Source organism: Actinoplanes sp. NPDC051851 (assembly GCF_040681165.1).
Classification (GTDB): domain Bacteria; phylum Actinomycetota; class Actinomycetes; order Mycobacteriales; family Micromonosporaceae; genus Actinoplanes.
The window spans coordinates 138555-154058 of sequence record NZ_JBFAYF010000017.1 but is presented as its reverse complement, the minus strand read 5'-3'; the positions used below and the strand labels follow the sequence as shown (position 1 = coordinate 154058).

Annotated in this window: 11 protein-coding genes; 3 read left to right on the top strand and 8 right to left on the bottom strand. The window is 73.5% G+C overall.

Features of this window, described 5'->3' with window-relative positions; all coding sequences use genetic code 11:
• Positions 1-231 precede the first annotated feature (231 nt).
• Together AB0M08_RS18875 and AB0M08_RS18870 are read left to right on the top strand one after the other, a co-directional pair.
• Positions 232-1206, top strand: a complete 975-nt coding sequence (locus AB0M08_RS18875; RefSeq protein ID WP_364494465.1) for an ATP-binding cassette domain-containing protein — start codon at positions 232-234, stop codon at positions 1204-1206.
• Positions 1203-2015 (top strand): ABC transporter permease, encoded by an 813-nt coding sequence (locus AB0M08_RS18870; RefSeq protein WP_364494462.1) that lies wholly within the window; start codon positions 1203-1205, stop codon positions 2013-2015. Before AB0M08_RS18875 ends, AB0M08_RS18870 begins: the two co-directional genes overlap by 4 nt.
• Positions 2016-2141: 126 nt before the next feature.
• On the opposite strand, the gene AB0M08_RS18865 is transcribed toward AB0M08_RS18870, so the two are convergent.
• The 6 genes from AB0M08_RS18865 to AB0M08_RS18840 all read right to left on the bottom strand — a co-directional run bounded on the left by AB0M08_RS18865 (position 2142) and on the right by AB0M08_RS18840 (position 12410).
• Complete coding sequence (locus AB0M08_RS18865; protein WP_364494459.1) at positions 2142-5528, bottom strand: BTAD domain-containing putative transcriptional regulator; 3387 nt, start codon at positions 5526-5528, stop codon at positions 2142-2144.
• A gap of 302 nt (positions 5529-5830) precedes the next feature.
• On the bottom strand, positions 5831-6790 hold the full coding sequence (locus tag AB0M08_RS18860; RefSeq protein ID WP_364494457.1) for a type II CAAX endopeptidase family protein: 960 nt from the start codon (positions 6788-6790) through the stop codon (positions 5831-5833).
• 130 nt (positions 6791-6920) lie between these two features.
• A complete protein-coding gene (locus AB0M08_RS18855; protein ID WP_364494454.1) occupies positions 6921-7589 on the bottom strand; it encodes a response regulator transcription factor in 669 nt (222 codons plus the stop codon).
• Between the two features lie 190 nt (positions 7590-7779).
• Positions 7780-8934 carry a histidine kinase gene (locus tag AB0M08_RS18850; protein ID WP_364494451.1) on the bottom strand — a complete coding sequence of 385 codons (1155 nt, stop codon included), beginning with the start codon at positions 8932-8934 and terminating at the stop codon, positions 7780-7782.
• Between the two features lie 159 nt (positions 8935-9093).
• Positions 9094-10827 carry an ABC transporter ATP-binding protein gene (locus AB0M08_RS18845; protein WP_364494448.1) on the bottom strand — a complete coding sequence of 578 codons (1734 nt, stop codon included), beginning with the start codon at positions 10825-10827 and terminating at the stop codon, positions 9094-9096.
• A complete protein-coding gene (locus AB0M08_RS18840) occupies positions 10824-12410 on the bottom strand; it encodes an ABC transporter ATP-binding protein (RefSeq protein WP_364494483.1) in 1587 nt (528 codons plus the stop codon). Before AB0M08_RS18840 ends, AB0M08_RS18845 begins: the two co-directional genes overlap by 4 nt.
• 262 nt (positions 12411-12672) lie before the next feature.
• Here AB0M08_RS18840 and AB0M08_RS18835 point away from each other — a divergent pair, with 262 nt between their 5' ends.
• A complete protein-coding gene (locus tag AB0M08_RS18835) occupies positions 12673-13185 on the top strand; it encodes a GNAT family N-acetyltransferase (protein ID WP_364494445.1) in 513 nt (170 codons plus the stop codon).
• A gap of 67 nt (positions 13186-13252) precedes the next feature.
• Here the strand turns inward: AB0M08_RS18835 and AB0M08_RS18830 are convergent, their stop codons facing one another.
• Both AB0M08_RS18830 and AB0M08_RS18825 read right to left on the bottom strand, forming a co-directional pair.
• Positions 13253-14302 carry an LLM class F420-dependent oxidoreductase gene (locus tag AB0M08_RS18830; protein ID WP_364494443.1) on the bottom strand — a complete coding sequence of 350 codons (1050 nt, stop codon included), beginning with the start codon at positions 14300-14302 and terminating at the stop codon, positions 13253-13255.
• Positions 14302-15387 carry a Zn-dependent alcohol dehydrogenase gene (locus AB0M08_RS18825; RefSeq protein ID WP_364494440.1) on the bottom strand — a complete coding sequence of 362 codons (1086 nt, stop codon included), beginning with the start codon at positions 15385-15387 and terminating at the stop codon, positions 14302-14304. Before AB0M08_RS18825 ends, AB0M08_RS18830 begins: the two co-directional genes overlap by 1 nt.
• Positions 15388-15504: the final 117 nt, after the last annotated feature.

Sequence of the window (15504 nt, the reverse complement as noted above, 5' to 3'; positions counted from 1 at the left end):
GCGGCCACCGCCCCCACCCCCCCCACCGCACCCACCCCCACATCGCATGAGCCCGAATTAACCGGCTGGCGCCCCCCGCCCCCCCACGGCGCGCCCCGCCGACCGGCGGCCCGCCCGTGCGGGACTGACATCGCTGGCACGGCCGATTCCGGCCGTGCCAGCGCCGTGTGCGCCCCGTACCAGCGGCATCCCGCACTCTCAGAGTCGCAACAGACCTGAGGGGGAGATCCGGTGGAGGACTTGGTGGTGCGCGCCGAGGGGCTGCGCAAACGATTCGGGACGACCCAGGCGCTGGACGGCGTCGACCTGGCGATGCGCCGGGGCACCGTCCTGGGCGTGCTGGGCCCCAACGGCGCCGGCAAGACGACCGCGGTACGGGTGCTCGCCACGCTGCTGCGCCCCGACGAGGGAAGCGCGTTCGTCGCCGGCGTCGACGTGCTCCGCGACCCGCAGAAGGTGCGCCGGCGCATCGGGCTGACCGGCCAGTACGCCTCCGTCGACGAGGACCTGACCGGCACGCAGAACCTGGTGCTGATCGGCCAGCTGCTGGACCTGACGACACGGGACGCCAAGAAGCGCGCCGCCGAACTGCTGGCCTGGTTCGACCTGACCGAGGCCGCCGGCCGGATGGCGAAGACGTACTCGGGTGGCATGCGGCGCCGCCTCGACCTGGCGGCCAGCCTGGTCGGTCACCCCGAGGTGATCTTCCTGGACGAGCCGACCACCGGACTGGACCCGGCCAAGCGCGAGGACATGTGGGGCGTCGTCCGCACCCAGGTCGCGCAGGGCTCCAGCGTGCTGCTGACCACGCAGTACCTCGAGGAGGCGGACGCGCTCGCCGACGAGATCGTGGTGGTCGACCACGGCCGGGTGATCGCCCAGGACACCCCGGACGGGCTCAAGCGGCGCGTCGGCGGGCAGACCCTGCGGATCCGGCCGGCCGACCCGGAACGGCTGCCCGACGTGATCAAGGTGCTCGACGTCGTCGCGGCGCCCGGCACCACCGCGGCGCCGGACGAGTCGGCCGGCGCCCGTCCCGGCGCCGCCTCGGTGCCGGTCACCGCCGACACCGCCCTGGACGAGGTGCTCCCCGCGCTGCGGCAGGCCGGCGTCGAGGTGACCGAGCTCGCCCTGCACCTGCCCAGCCTCGACGAGGTGTTCCACACGCTGACCGACAACCACACCCGCAAGGAGTCGCCGGCATGACCGCGATGACGATGCCCGTACGCGTGGACCACCCTCGCGGCGGAAGCCTGCTCGCCCTGATCAGGCACAGCGGTGCGCTGATGAGACGCAGCCTGATCAAGACGATCCGGACGCCCGAGGCGCTGATCGACGTCACGCTGCAGCCGGTGATCTTCCTGCTGATCTTCACCTACCTGTTCGGCGGCGCGATCGCGGGCGGCGACCGGCACGCCTACCTGCAGTACCTGCTGCCCGGCCTGCTCGGACAGTCGCTGGCCATGGGCGGCATCGCGCTCGGCCAGAACCTCAACGCCGACATCGAGAAGGGCGTCTTCGACCGGTTCCGGTCACTACCGGTGGCCCGGTCGGCACCCCTGATCGGCGCGGTCATGGCGGACGTCGTCCGCTACCTGACGGTCTGCGTGGTGATGCTGGGGTTCGGCACCGTGATGGGTTTCCGGATCCAGACGGGGGCGGTGCCGACGCTGGCCGCGGTCGGCCTGGCGATCGCCTTCGGCCTCTGCTTCTGCTGGATCTCGGTCTGGGTCGGCATGCTGGTCCGCAGCTCGGGCGCGGTCCAGGGCGTGATGTTCCTGCTGGTCTTCCCGCTCTCCTTCGGCAGCAACGTCTTCGTGCAGACCAGCACGCTGCCGGGCTGGCTGCAGGGCTTCGTCCACGTCAACCCGATCACCTCGATCGTCGCGGCGGAACGCGGCCTCCTCATCGGCGGCCCGGTCGCCCACCACCTGATGATCACCCTGGCCTGGATGGCGGGCCTGCTGGTCGTCTTCGTCCCCCTGGCCCTGCGCGCCTACAACCGCCGAGCCTGAATCCGATCCGCGCAGCCGATCACCTGCCCGACGAATCCGATCAATCGGATTCGTCGGGCACAGGCCGTCACCGACCACTGCGAGCCTGCGCGAGCGGTCGTCACGCCCGTCGATCGCGCGCCGCGGTCAGACCCCGTCGATCGCGAGCTGGCCCGGATTCACCCGGGCCAGTGCCGTGCCCGGGTCCAGCGCCCACCCGCTCTGATACGACTCCTGGAACTCCGCCGCGCCGAGCGCCTCCTGCCCCCGCCGGGTCAGCCACGACACCGTCATGTCGGTCGGGTCGTGCGCGCCGCGCAGCCTCGCCGCCGCGCCGAGCAGCATCGCCGCCTCCCGCGGGCGCCCGAGCAGGTCGGCGAGCCCCGCCGCGCCGACCGCCACCATCGACATGACCGGCATGTCCCGGGTCTCGATCGCCGCGGCGTACGCCCGGATCAGCGCCCGCTCGGCCCGCGGCGAATCGTTGCGCTTCAGGGCGAGCGCCGCGTCCACCGTGCCGACGATGGCCAGCCCGTGATCGCCGGTCATGATCTCGGCGCCGTCCACCGACAGTCCCCGCGACGCGCGTTCCAGCAACGCCTCGGCCCGCTCCAGCTCGTCGAGGCTGACCATCAGCCCCGCCTCCAGGGCATCGATCAGCACGCTCATCTCCAGTGACATGGCGCGTTCCGCCCGCCGCCGGGCCGAGGCGACCGCGTCCCGTGCCTTGTCCGGCTCGCCGCGCCGCATGTGCAGGTCGGCCCAGCGCAGATCGATGAAGATCTCGTCACCCAGGTCCAGCGACCCGAACTGCCCGGCCAGCGACTTCGCCGCGAGCAGATCGGCGAGCGCACCGTCCAGATCGCCCTCGTACTGCCGGAGCATCGCCCGCATCGGCAGCACGGTGGCCTGGCCCCAGCGGTCGCCGGCCGCCCGGAACCCGGCCAGCGCCAGGTCCACGTCGGTACCCACCCGCGCCACGTCGCCTTTGTTCTCCGCCACCTGGGCCCGGAAGAGGTGGGCGAGAGCGGCCACCCACGGATCCGCGTCCTCGCAGAGCCGCACCAGCCGGGCCTCCGCCTCGGCCGTCTCCTCCGCCATGAAGAGGACGATCGAGATCATCGCGCCGAACTTCCCGGGCGGTGCCGGCGCCGCACTCAGCCGTGCGGCCAGCTCCCGGGTACGCCGTCGCCGCTGCTCCGCCGTCTCGGTGATCATCGCGGTCTCCGAGCCGGCCCGGTTGAGCATCAGCATCGCCTCGGCCGCGTCGCTCGTCAGCGGATCCCGCTCCCCCGGCACGGCCAGCGACTCCCGCAGCCAGAACGCCGCGTCGGCGTGCCGCCCGAACATCTGCCAGTACCAGGACAGATCCATGGCGAGCCGGATCGCCGCGCCGGCCTCCCCCGCATCGCAGTAGTACCGCAGCGCGGCGAGCGCGTTGTCGTACTCCGCCCGCACCACCCGCAGCGCGTCGAGCTGGGCACCGGTCCGGAGCAGCGGATCATATTCGGACATCAGCGCCAGCAGGAAACCCGCCGCGAGCTCCCGAACCCGGGCCAGCACACCCTGCTCCGCGAGCCGGTCGATGCCGTACTCACGGAGCGTCTCCAGCATCCGGTGACGCCCGGTGTCCCCCACCAGCTGCAGCATCGACTTGTCGACCAGGGCCGCGAGCAGCTCGGGGATCTCCGCGACCGCGACCGTCGTCCCGGCGCAGACCGCGGCCGCCGACGCCGGGGTGACGCCGCCGGGCAGCACCGACACCCGCTCGGCCACGATCCGCTCATCCTCGGCGAGCAGCTCCCAGCTCCAGGCGATCACCGCGCGCAGCGTCCGGTGCCGGGGCAGTGCCGTACGGCTGCCGGTGGTCAGCAGCCGGAACCGGTCGTCCAGCCCGGCCGCCAGGTCACCCAGCGCCAGCGTGCGCAGCCGGGCCGCCGCGAGCTCCAGCGCCAGCGGCAGGCCGTCGAGACGGCGCACCACCTGAACGATGTCGGACACCGTCGCCTCATCGACCGTGAAGCCGGGCCGGACCGCGGCGGCGCGCTCGGCGAACAGCCGCACGGCCGGAGCGGCCCGCGCCTCGTCCAGGTGATCGGAATCGGGCATGGCCAGCGGACCGAGCGGCACCAGCGCCTCCCCGTCCACCGCGAGCGGCTCCCGGCTCGTCGCCAGGATCCGCAGCCCGGGACAGCGCACCAGCAGCGTCGTCGTCAGATGCGCGACCGCGTCGATCAGATGCTCGCAGTTGTCCACCAGCAGGAGGTAGTCCCGCCCGGCGAACTGCTCCACCAGCATGTCCAGCTCACCGCGCTCCAGCCGGGCCTTCGCGCTCTCGAAGATCGTGGTCGACCGCGGCCCGGTCGCGTTCAGCACGGTCGCGGGCAGCTCCGACGGCACGGTCACCGACGCCAGGTCGATCATCCACACGCCGTCCGCGTAGTCACCGCGCCGCCGCCGGCTCGCCTCCGTCGCCAGCCGCGTCTTCCCGGCGCCACCGGGCCCGAGCACCGTCACCAGCCGCCCGGCCACGAGCAGCGCGTCCACCCGCGCGAGATCATCCTCCCGCCCCACGAAACTCGTCAGTGGCTCAGGCAGGTTCCCCGCTTCCGCTTCCCTTTCCCGTACGACCTCGGCCGGCGCCCGCAACAGCGTGAGATGCCGCTCTCGCAGGGCCCTGCCGGGATCGGCGCCCAGTCGATCGGCGAGATCCTCGCGCACCCGCTCGAACAGCGCGAGCGCGTCCGCCTGCCGTCCCTGCGCCGCGAGCGCGTCCATCAGCAGCACCGCGACCCGCTCGTCCAGCGGATGCTCGGCCAGCAACGGCACCAGCCTCGCCTCGGCCACGTCCTGCCGCCCGAGCAGCAGATCCGTCTCGGCCAGATCGACCTGTGCCCCGGCCACCGCCCGCGCCAGCCGCACCACGACACCCTCGGCCACCACGCCCACTTCGCCCGCGACCACCACGCCCAGGTCGCCCGCGACCGCCCCACCCACGGCATCCGGACCACCCGCGGCACCCGGACCACCGGCGGCACCCGGACCACGGCCGGCACCCGGACCACGGCCGGCACCCGGACCACCGCCGGCCGCGCCCGTCACGCCCCGCCCGGCGGCCAGCGAGAGCGCCTCGCTCAGCGCCTCGGACGCCTCCGCCGCGTCCCCGGCTCGCAACCGCTCCCGCCCGAACGCCGCCAGCCTCTCGAACCGGACCACGTCCACGTCGTCCGCGTTCACCCCGAGGCGGTAGCCGCCCACCTCCTGCACCACCGCGTCCGCATCCCCGAGCACCCGGCGCAGCCGCGAGACCAGCGACTGCAGCGCGTTCGCCGGATCACCCGGCCGCTCCTCCGGCCAGAGCGCGTCGACGAGCACCCCCACCCCGACCGGCCGGCCGGCGGCGAGCGCCAGCCGGGCCAGCAGCCCGCGCAGCCGCGCACCGGGCACGACCAGGTCGCCGCCGTCCCGATGCGCCCGCAGCGCCCCGAACAGCTGGACCCGAAGCCCGTCGGCTCGCTCTCCGCGTTCCTCCACGCTGCGATCCTCTCGCGCCCGGGCAACCGCCCACAAACCGGTTCTCCGGAGACTTTCCTTACCGGCTCACCCACTCGAGAAGCCCGGCTCGCCGGTCCGGGAAACCCGGCCCACTCGGCCGAGAAACCCACCCGATCAGCCCGGAGAACCCGGCCCACCCCTCTCGAAAGCCCGATTCCCCTCGATCCGGCCCGCCACTACCGCTCTGGGCTTCCTAGGAGGCTAGCCAGAATCCGTGCGCAGACAGCAGGGCGGGCCGCAACCGGTACCCCGGCGGCGGCCCGCATGTCCCACTGACGAACTCACTCCGAGGCTTCGGCCTGCTCCCGATAGGAGGCCTCACCAGCGCCGGCCGAAGCGGACGAGGCAGACGCGGGGGACGCGGTGGGCGAGACGGACGCGGTGGGCGAGACGGAAGCCGCGGAGGAGGAAGCGGAAGCGGTGGTCAGGACCGCCGCCGGACGCGGGCGGATGTTCCCGTTGCGCTGGGCGTTGCGCAGGAAGAGGTACGTCGCGACCAGCCCGATCAGGATCGCCGCGATGCTGGCCTCCGGCCCGAAGCTGCCGCCGGTCAGCGCCGCCCCACCGTCGAACACCCCGTGCAGCAGGCCCTCCCGGCCACCCTCCGAACCCGACACCGTGACACCGAACAGACCGCCCTCGGCCCAGTTCCAGCCGAGGTGCATCCCGATCGGCACCCAGAGGGAGCGGGTCGCCACGTACGCCGAGGCCACCATCGCACCCGCCGCCACGATCCCGATCACGCCGCCGAAGCTGCGGCCCGGGTTCAGCAGGTGCAGCACGCTGAAGATGACCGCCGAGATCGCCAGGGCCCGCCAGGTGCCGGCCTTCTCCTCGATGATCCGGAACAGCACGCCACGGAAGAGCACCTCTTCGACGGCCGCCACCGCCGTCATCAGGCCGAAGATCGAGATCATCCCGCCGAAGGAGCCCCAGCCCGCAATCGAGAAGCCGCCGAAGATCGCGATCAGCAGCACGGTGAGCGTGAACAGGCCGACGCCGAGCAGGGTGCCGTTGCGAACCCCGGCCGCCGCCCTGGACCAGGGTACGTCGACCGCCTCCTTCTTCTCGATCTTCCGCACGCTGAACTCGTACAGCAGAAGCGTGGCACCCGCCGCCAGGAAGCCCAGCAGAAGGCTCACGATCGCGATGCCGGAGGCGGCGTTGAGAAGTCCGACCACCGCGGCGTCGGTGACGATGAAGATCACCATCAGCATGATCAAAGGCAGCCAGCGTTTCATCGCGATCCCTCTTCCACCAGGAGCGGCCCCTCGCCGCCCTCACAGGAAGAACGCTATGCGGACAGCCATCGAGGATCGTCACCTCACGGTGGACAGTCCGCGGTCGCTCCCACAGGGGATGGTCTAGCGACTAGGGGATGACGAGACCGGTCCGGTACGCGTACACCACGGCCTGCACCCGATCCCGCAGATCGAGTTTGGCCAGGATGCGCGAGACGTACGTCTTGACCGTCTCCCCGCTGAGCACCAGGCTCGCCGCGATCTCGGTGTTCGAGAGCCCGGAGGCGATCAGCCGGAGCACCTCCAGCTCCCGGGGCGTCAGCCCGCCCGGCGCTCCACCGGACGGCTCACCCGGCCGGACCCGCTCGGCGTACCGGCCGATCAGCTGGCGGGTCACCTCGGGCGCGAGCAACTGGTCACCTCGCGCCACCGTACGGACCCCGGAGACCAGCTGCAGGGGCGAGACGTCCTTGAGCAGGAAGCCGCTCGCCCCGGCCTGGAGCGCCCGGTACACGTACTCGTCGATGTTGAACGTGGTCACCACGAGCACCTTGACCGGGTCGGCGACCCCGGCGCCGGCCAGCCTCCGGGTGGCCTCGATGCCGTCCATGATCGGCATGCGGACGTCCATCACCAGGACGTCGGGCCGCAGGCGGGTGGCCATCTCGACCGCGGCCGCGCCGTCCTCCGCCTCGCCCACGACGGTCATGTCGGGCTGGGCGCTGAAGATGGTCGCGAACCCGGTCCGCACCAGGGCCTGGTCGTCGCAGACCAGCACCCGGATCGGTTCGTCGCTCATCCCCGGCATCCTGCACGAGTGCGCGGGGTGACGGCCCGCTCGATCAGGCGTGACGGCGGCGAGGCCAGGCGTGACAACCGCGAGGCCAGGCGTGACGGCGGCGAGATCAGGCGTGACAACCGCGAGGCCAGGCGTGACGGCGGCGAGATCAGGCGTGACAACCGCGAGGCCAGGCGTGACGGCGGCGAGATCAGGGGTGATCGGCGACCGGGATGTGCGCGCGGACCGCGAAGCCGCCGTTCGCCTGTACGCCCGCCGAGAACTCGCCGCCGAAGACCTCGACCCGTTCGCGCAGCCCGGCCAGCCCTCGCCCGGATCCCCCGGTGCCCGGCGACGGGCCGGCCGCCTTCGCCGTGACGATCTCCAGGCGCAGCCCCTCCCGGCGGTAGTCGACCTCCACCCGGGTGTCGCTGCCGGCCGCGTACTTGAGCGCGTTGGTGAGCGACTCCTGCACCACCCGGAACGCGGCCAGTTCCCGGGCCGCGCCCAGCTCCCGCGGGCTGCCCTGGCGGACCAGGTCGATCGGCTGGCCCGCGTCCCGGGTCTGCCCGACCAGTTCGTCGAGCTGGCTCAGGCTGGGCAGCCGGCCCATCGGCGCGTCCCGCGACGGGTCCAGGACGCCGAGCAGGTCGCGCAGCTCCGAGAGGGCCCGCCGCCCGGTGTCGTTGATCGACTCGAGGCTCTCCAGCACCCGCTCCGGCTGCGCGGTCAGGAACTGGGCGGCACCGGCCTGCACCACCATCGCCGTGACGTGGTGGGTGACCACGTCGTGCAGCTCCCGGGCGATCTTCACGCGCTCGTCGGTACGCGCGCTCTCGGCGGTCAGCCGCCGGTTCTCCGCCTCGTCGGCCCGGGTCTTGCGCAGCCAGGCGCCGAGCAGCCAGTCCGCGGCCAGCGCGCCGTAGAAGACCGCCATGTCGGCCGGGCCGTTCGGCGAGCCGCTCGCGATCAGCGCCGCGGCGAGCCCGGCGTACGCCACCGTCGCGCCGAGGCCCCACCAGCGGCGCGACGACGGCTGATGTGCCCCCGCGCTGAAGATCGCCACCAGCAGTCCCACGCTCGCGAACGAACTGTGGCCACCCAGCTCCTGCAGCGCGAAGCCGGCCGCGACCACGGTCAGGCACCAGGCGGGCCACCGGCGGCGTACGACGAGCGGCAGCGACATGGCGAGCGACGCGACCACGGCGAACGCGTCCACCGGCCGGGGCGGCAGGTCGCCGAGCTGGGTGCCGTGGTGCTGCAGCGCCGGGAGGAACGAGATCGCGGCGAGGACCACCGCGAGCAGACCGTCCCGGACCGGCTCGCCGAGCCGGTGCCATCGTCGTACCGCATCCCTGAGGAACATCCGGGCAGCGTAACGACCAGGATCACGGGCCGGGTCACCGTACGGGGGACAGTCCCCGGTAGCTCGCACGGGGGATGCCGCCCGCTCTCCGGCTGGCTCACAGGGGTGTCTCGCGGTCCTTGAGACACCCCTGTGAGCCAGCCGAGACCCGGCGGCGCGCTACGGCCGGGTGTGGGTCGCGGAGTCGGCGCCGTGCCAGGAGCTCCAGAGGGCGGCGTAGCGGCCGTTCGCGGTCAGCAGCTCGTCGTGGGTGCCGAGCTCGACGATGCGGCCGTCGTCCATCACCGCCACCCGGTCGGCGTCGTGGGCGGTCTGCAGGCGGTGCGCGATCGCGATCACCGTGCGCTCGTGCAGGACCGCGGCGAGGGCCCGTTCGGCGGTCCGCGCGGCGGTCGGGTCGAGCAGGGCGGTCGCCTCGTCGAGGATGATCGTGTGCGGGTCGGCGAGCAGCACCCGGGCCAGCGCGAGCTGCTGGGCCTGCGCGCCGTCGAGTGGCCGTTCGCCGAGGTCGCGGTCCAGGTCGGTGGCCCAGTCGGCGCCGACCGTGGCCAGCGCGCGGCGCAGCGTCTCGTCCGGCGCCGGGATCATCAGGTTCTCCCGGAGCGTCTCCCGGAACACGTGGTGCTCCTGGGTGACCAGCACGACCTGGCGGCGGAGCAGGTCCGGGGGCAGGTCGGCGACCGGGACGCCGCCGGCCGTCACGCTGCCCGCGGAGGGGCGGTCGACGCCGGCGATCAGGCGGCCCAGGGTGGACTTGCCGGCGCCGGAGAGCCCGACGACGGCGAGCCGCTCGCCGGGCCGGACGGTCAGGTCGACGTCGTGCAGCACGTCCCGGCCGGTGTCGTACGCGTACCGGACGCCCCGGACCTCGATCCGGTCGTCGCGGGGCGCCTCGGTGGCCGGCGGGGGCGGGGCGGGCACCGCGGCGAGCCCCTCGACCCGGGCGAACGAGGCGGCGCTGCTCTGCAACATCTCGATCCGGATCAGCAGGGTGTCCACCGGCCCGACGAGCTGCCGCAGGTAGAGCACGGCCGCGCCGACCGTGCCGAGGCTGATCCGGCCGTCGATGTAGAGCAGGCCGCCGACGGCGAGCACGAAGACCGTCGGGATCGCGTACGACGTCTCGACCACCGGGAAGAACACGCTGCGCAGGGCGAGGGTGGCCATCCGGGTGCGCCGGGTCTCCGCCAGGGCCGCCGACCCGGCCGCCATCCGGCGCTCGGCCAGCCGGAACGCCTCGACCGTACGGGCGCCCTCGGTGGTGGCCGCCAGCTCCTCGGCCAGCCAGGAGTTCGCCTCGCCCTCCCGCAGGTACGCGTCCCGGGCCCGTTTCAGGTACCACCGGGTGACCACCACGATCCCGGTCAGCCCGAGCACGCCGACCACGCCGAGCAGCGGGTCGAGCAGCAGCACCGCGGCCACGATGAAGACGACCTCGACCAGGCCGATGAAGACCCGGGGCAGGATGTCGCGGAGCGTGGTGGCGACCGCGTCCACGTCGGTGGTGCCTCGGGCGGCCAGGTCACCGGCGGGCACCCGCTCAACCACGGCGGCGGGCAGGTTCAGCGCCCGGCGCAGGTAGTTCTCCCGGATCCGGGCCGCGGTGCGCTCCCCGAAGCGGTACCCGATCGCCAGCGCGTACCGGCTCAGCAGCATCTGGGCGAGCGCGCAGCCGAGCACGGCCAGGGCCAGCCGGTCCACCGCGCCGGTACCGCCGCCCGCGGTGACCGTGTCGATCACCCGCCCGAGCAGCCAGGGCGCGCCCAGGGCGGCGAGCGCGGCGAGCGCGTTCAGCCCGAGCATCGCCGCCACCGAGCGCCGGTCCGCGAGGATCAGCCGCCACGCGGCCCGGTAGACGGTCCGCTGATCGGCGATCGGCAGTGTGGTGCTCACGCGTTCTCCCCTTCCGCGACGAACCCGGGATCGGCGTCGGGCGACTCCCCGAAGACCCGGCTGACCAGGGCCCGGTAGCCCGGCTCGGTACCGAGCAGCGCCCGGTGGGTGCCGGTGGCCGCCACCCGGCCGGAGACCAGGTAGTGCACCGTGTCGGCCCGGTCCAGCAGCACCGGCGAGGTGGTGGCGACCACGGTGGTACGCCCGGTCCGGGCCGCCGCCAGCCGCTCGGCGATGGCGGACTCGGTGTGGGCGTCGACCGCCGAGGTGGGCTCGGCGAGCAGCAGGGTCTCCGGGTCGTCGTGGACCGCGCGGGCCAGGCGGAGGCGTTGCCGCTGGCCGCCGGAGAGGTTCCCGCCGCCGGCGTCGACCGGGCGGCCCAGGTCTGCCGCGACGTCGTGGGCGGCGGCGGTGTCGACGGCCGCGCGGACCCGGTCGTCGTCCGGCTCGTGCCGCCCGGCGACCACCTCGCGCAGCGGACCGGCGAAGAGGTGGGCGTCGTTCTCGGCGACCAGCAGCCGGGCCCGGACCTCGTCCCGGGCCACCCCGGCGAGCCGGTGACCGCCCCAGGACACCTCGCCGAGCGCGTACCGGCCCAGCCGGTCGAGGACCTCGGTGGCGTCCGCGGGGCGGCGCCCGGCGAGCGCGGTCAGCCGTCCCGGCTCGGCGGTCACCCCGGAGTCCGGGTCGTGCAGGACCGCCGGGGTGGGCGGCCCCGCACCGCCGTCCGGGTCGTCCACCCGCAGCCGCAGGAAGTCGACCACCCGGCGGGCGGCGACCAGGCCGTTGGTGATGTCGAAGCCGCAGAAGATCAGCACGGTCACCGGGATGACCAGCATCGCGGTGTACCCGTAGACCGCGACCAGCTCGCCGATGCTGATCCGGCCGGCCACCGCCATCCGGGCGGCCAGCCAGATCACCGCGGCCAGGAAGATCACCGGGAGCCCCTCGCCGAGCGTGCCGATCCAGCTCGACGGGCGGCCGACCAGGTAGCCCTGGTCACGCAGCCGGGCGGACTCCCGCTCGTAGCGGGCCAGCTGCGCGTCGGCGCCGCCCAGCCCGTTGAGGATGCGCAGGCCGCCGGTCACGTCGACGAGCCGGGCGTTGAGACGGCCCTGGCGTTCCCGGTACCGCGATCCGGCCCGCTGGGTACGCCGCAGCAGCGGGGTGACGATCGCGGCGATCGCCGGGACGCCGACCAGCACCACCGCGGCGAGCAGCCCGGACGTACGGAACAGCAGGGTGGCGATGATGATGCAGCCGAGCACGGCGGCCACCCCGACCCCGCCGACGTTCATCGCCCGGCTGATCGTCCAGACGTCGGAGATGCCGATGGTGACCACCTCGCCCGCGGTGACCTGGCGGGGCAGGGCGGCACCGAGCCGGACGGCGTGCGCCATCACCAGCTCGGCGGTGGTCAGGGCGGCCTCGGTACGCAGCTTGGTCATGCTCCGGTGCCGGGAGATGCCGAGGCCCGCGTTGGCGAGGCCGAGCAGCAGGACGCCGCCGGTCCAGAGCGCCAGCGCGCCGCGGCTGCGCGGGCCGAGGCCGTGGTCGATGGCCTGCGAGATGAAGTACGGCATCCCGGCCAGACTGAGGAACCAGAGCGACCCGAACACCGCGCCGAGTGCGACCCGCCCCTTCAGTTCCCGCGTGAGCCACCACAGATATCGACCGGGTCCCCATGTCTCCACACCGGACATCCTGCCCCGAACCACCCCGTTCCAGCACCGGGTTATCCGGCCGGGCGGGACGGGAACCGGGACGCCCCGGCGGACCACCACGCCGCCGCGGGGGCGGCCCGCGGATCACGTGACTAATCTTGCCCTCGTGCCAGGATCATCGTTGACCGCCGTTGTCCGTCAAGCCACCGAAGCCGACGTGACCAGCATCGCCGAGGTATGTACCAAGGCCTACCAGGTCGCGTACGCCGACATCCTCCCGGAGGGCTTCATCGATCGCATGATCGCCGTGTACTACACGGAGGAGCGGACGGCGAGGGAGATCCCGCCGTCCGAGCCCGCGTGGCTCGGCTACCAGGTGGCCGAGGAGGACGGCAGGATCGTCGGCGTCACCGGGGGCGGGATGAAGGATCCGACCACCGGCGAGGTGTTCGTGCTCTACCTCGAGCCGGGCCAGCGCGGCCGGGGCCTGGGCACCCTGCTGCTGGACGCGGTCACCGACCGGCTCCGCGAGGCGGGCGCCAAGGAGCAGTGGGTGTCGGTCTTCCTCGGCAACCAGAAGGGCATCGCGTTCTACCGGGCCCGGGGTTTCCGCCCGGTCGAGACGGTCCAGGCGTACGGCTCGCGCACCGACGACCACGTCCGCAGCCTGCGCATGCACCGCGTGCTGGATTGACACACCGTCCGACAAGCTTTCACCGATCGGCGCGGTCAGGACTGGTCGCGGTCAGGGCTGGTCGCGGTCAGGGCTCGTCGAGGACGGCGCGCAGGGTCGCGACGTCCTTGACCCGCTCGGCCCGGGTCGCGGCGAGCGGGGAGACCAGGACGGTGGTCACGCCGAACGCGGCGAGGGCGGCCAGCCGGTCGCGGATCACGGACGGCGGGCCGACCAGGGAGGTACCGGTCAGCACCGCGTCCGGGACGGCCCCGGCGGCCTCGGCGCGGCGGCCGGCCAGGAACAGGTCCTGGATCAGCGCCGCCTCGCCCGGGTAGCCGTACCGGCGGAGCAGGTCGTTGCTGAAGTTGCGGGTGCGGGCGCCCATCCCGCCGAAGTAGAGCGCGAGCTGGGCCCGGTGCCCGGCGAGCAGCTCCGGCGTGGGATCGGCGATCGCGAACGGGAGCGGGACGCTGATGTCGAGCGGGCCCAGCGACGGGTCGCGGCGGGACAGCCCCTCGCGCAGCGCCGCGGCGTAGACCGGGGCCGCCGCGTGCGGGTCCAGGAACAGCGCCTGCCAGCCCTCGGCGATCTCGGCGGCGAGCGCCACGTTCCGCGGGCCCATGGCGGCCAGCATGATCGGGATCCGGTCGCGGACCGGGTGGTTGATCAGCTTCAGCGGCTTGCCGAGCCCGGTGCCCTCGCCGGGTGGGAGTGGGATGCGGTGATGCTTCCCGTCGTACCGTAAGGGCTCCCGGCGCCAGACGGCCCGGCAGATGGCGACGGTCTCGCGCATGCGGCCGAGCGGCGAGCCGAAGGCGATGCCGTGGAATCCCTCGATCACCTGCGGTCCGGACGCGCCGAGCCCGAGCGTGAAGCGGCCCCCGGAGACGTGATCGAGTCCGGCCGCGGTCATCGCGGTGAGCGTGGGTGTCCTGGTCTGCAACTGCATGACCCCGGACATCAAACCCATTCTCCGGGTACGCGCGGCGAGGAAGCCGAGTCGGCTGACCGCGTCGAAGCTGTACGCCTCCGGCACCACGACCAGTTCCGCGCCGGCCGACTCGTACTCGGCGACCTCGTCGGCCGCCGCGGCGAACCCGGAGCCGTGGTAGCCGAGCTGGATGCCGAGGCGCATCACGAGCCGTCCACGATCACCTGCCGGACCACGTCGCCCCGGCCCAGCGCGCCGAGCGCGTCACCGAGCTGCTCCAGGCGCAGCCGGCGGCTGATCATGCCCTCGATGTCGAGCAGGCCGGCCCGCCAGAGCGCCAGCAGCCGGCCGAAGTCACGCGGCGGATCGGCCGAGCCGTAGAGCGACGGGAGGATCCGCTTGCTCTCGAAGAGCAGCTCGAACGGGCTGAACTCGACCTTGGGATGGTCCCGGCCGGCGCCGACCACCACGATCGTGCCGCCGCGCCGGGCCGCGGTCCACGCCGTGCGCAGCGTCTGCGGCGCCGCGACCACGTCGAACGCGTAGTCGAAGCCCTCGCCGCCGGTCAGCTCCGCGGAGAGATCGCCCAGCTCGGCCGGGGTGACCGCGTGGGTGGCCCCGAACCGGCGGGCGACGTCGTGCTTGGCCGGCACGGTGTCGACGGCCACGATCACCGGCGCGCCGCTGAGCCGGGCGCCCTGGATCGCCGCGATGCCGACCCCGCCGCAGCCGATCACCACCACCGACTCGCCGGGCCGGACACCCGCCGTGTTGATCACCGCGCCGACGCCGGTGGTCACGCCGCACCCGACCAGCGCGGCCACCTCGTACGGCACGTCGGCGTCGATCTTCACCGCGCCCTGCCGGGGCACCACCATCTCCTCGGCGAACGCGCCGACCCCGGCCATCCCGAAGACCGGCAGGTCACCGGCGAGGAAGCGGGGCATCACGTACCCGGTCATCACGTGCGTCAGGCAGAGGTACGGCTCACCACGGCGGCAGTGCGCGCAGACGCCGCAGGCGGGTGTCCAGTTGACCGCCACCCGGTCGCCGGGCCGCAGGTCGTCGACGCCCTCGCCGACCCCGATCACGTCGCCGGCCGCCTCGTGCCCGAGCACCGCGGGCACCGGCTGCGGCAGGCCGCCGTCGCGGGCGGAGAGGTCGGAGTGGCAGACACCCGCGGCGCGGACCCGCAGGTGCACCTCGCCGGGACCGGGCCCGACGACCGTGACGTCGTCGCGCAGATCGAACTTGTCGTCCCCGATGGTGTGGAGAACCGCCGCCCGCATCCGCGCCTCACTCTCTCGGCTGGCGCTCAGGGGTGTCTCACGATCCCGGACACACCCCTGAGCGCCAGCCAGGACCAGAACTAGAACACGTTCTAAGCTATCCGCGCGGGGGTCTAC

What these genes read in the sequence shown, in the direction of transcription:
- AB0M08_RS18825 (WP_364494440.1), bottom strand. Translation starts at nt 15,387, where the DNA reads ATGCGGGCGGCGGTTCTCCACACCATCGGGGACGACAAGTTCGATCTG.
- AB0M08_RS18855 (WP_364494454.1), bottom strand. Translation starts at nt 7,589, where the DNA reads ATGAGCGACGAACCGATCCGGGTGCTGGTCTGCGACGACCAGGCCCTG.
- AB0M08_RS18860 (WP_364494457.1), bottom strand. Translation starts at nt 6,790, where the DNA reads ATGAAACGCTGGCTGCCTTTGATCATGCTGATGGTGATCTTCATCGTC.
- AB0M08_RS18870 (WP_364494462.1), top strand. Translation starts at nt 1,203, where the DNA reads ATGACCGCGATGACGATGCCCGTACGCGTGGACCACCCTCGCGGCGGA.
- AB0M08_RS18840 (WP_364494483.1), bottom strand. Translation starts at nt 12,410, where the DNA reads ATGCCGTACTTCATCTCGCAGGCCATCGACCACGGCCTCGGCCCGCGC.
- AB0M08_RS18830 (WP_364494443.1), bottom strand. Translation starts at nt 14,302, where the DNA reads ATGCGCCTCGGCATCCAGCTCGGCTACCACGGCTCCGGGTTCGCCGCG.
- AB0M08_RS18850 (WP_364494451.1), bottom strand. Translation starts at nt 8,934, where the DNA reads ATGTTCCTCAGGGATGCGGTACGACGATGGCACCGGCTCGGCGAGCCG.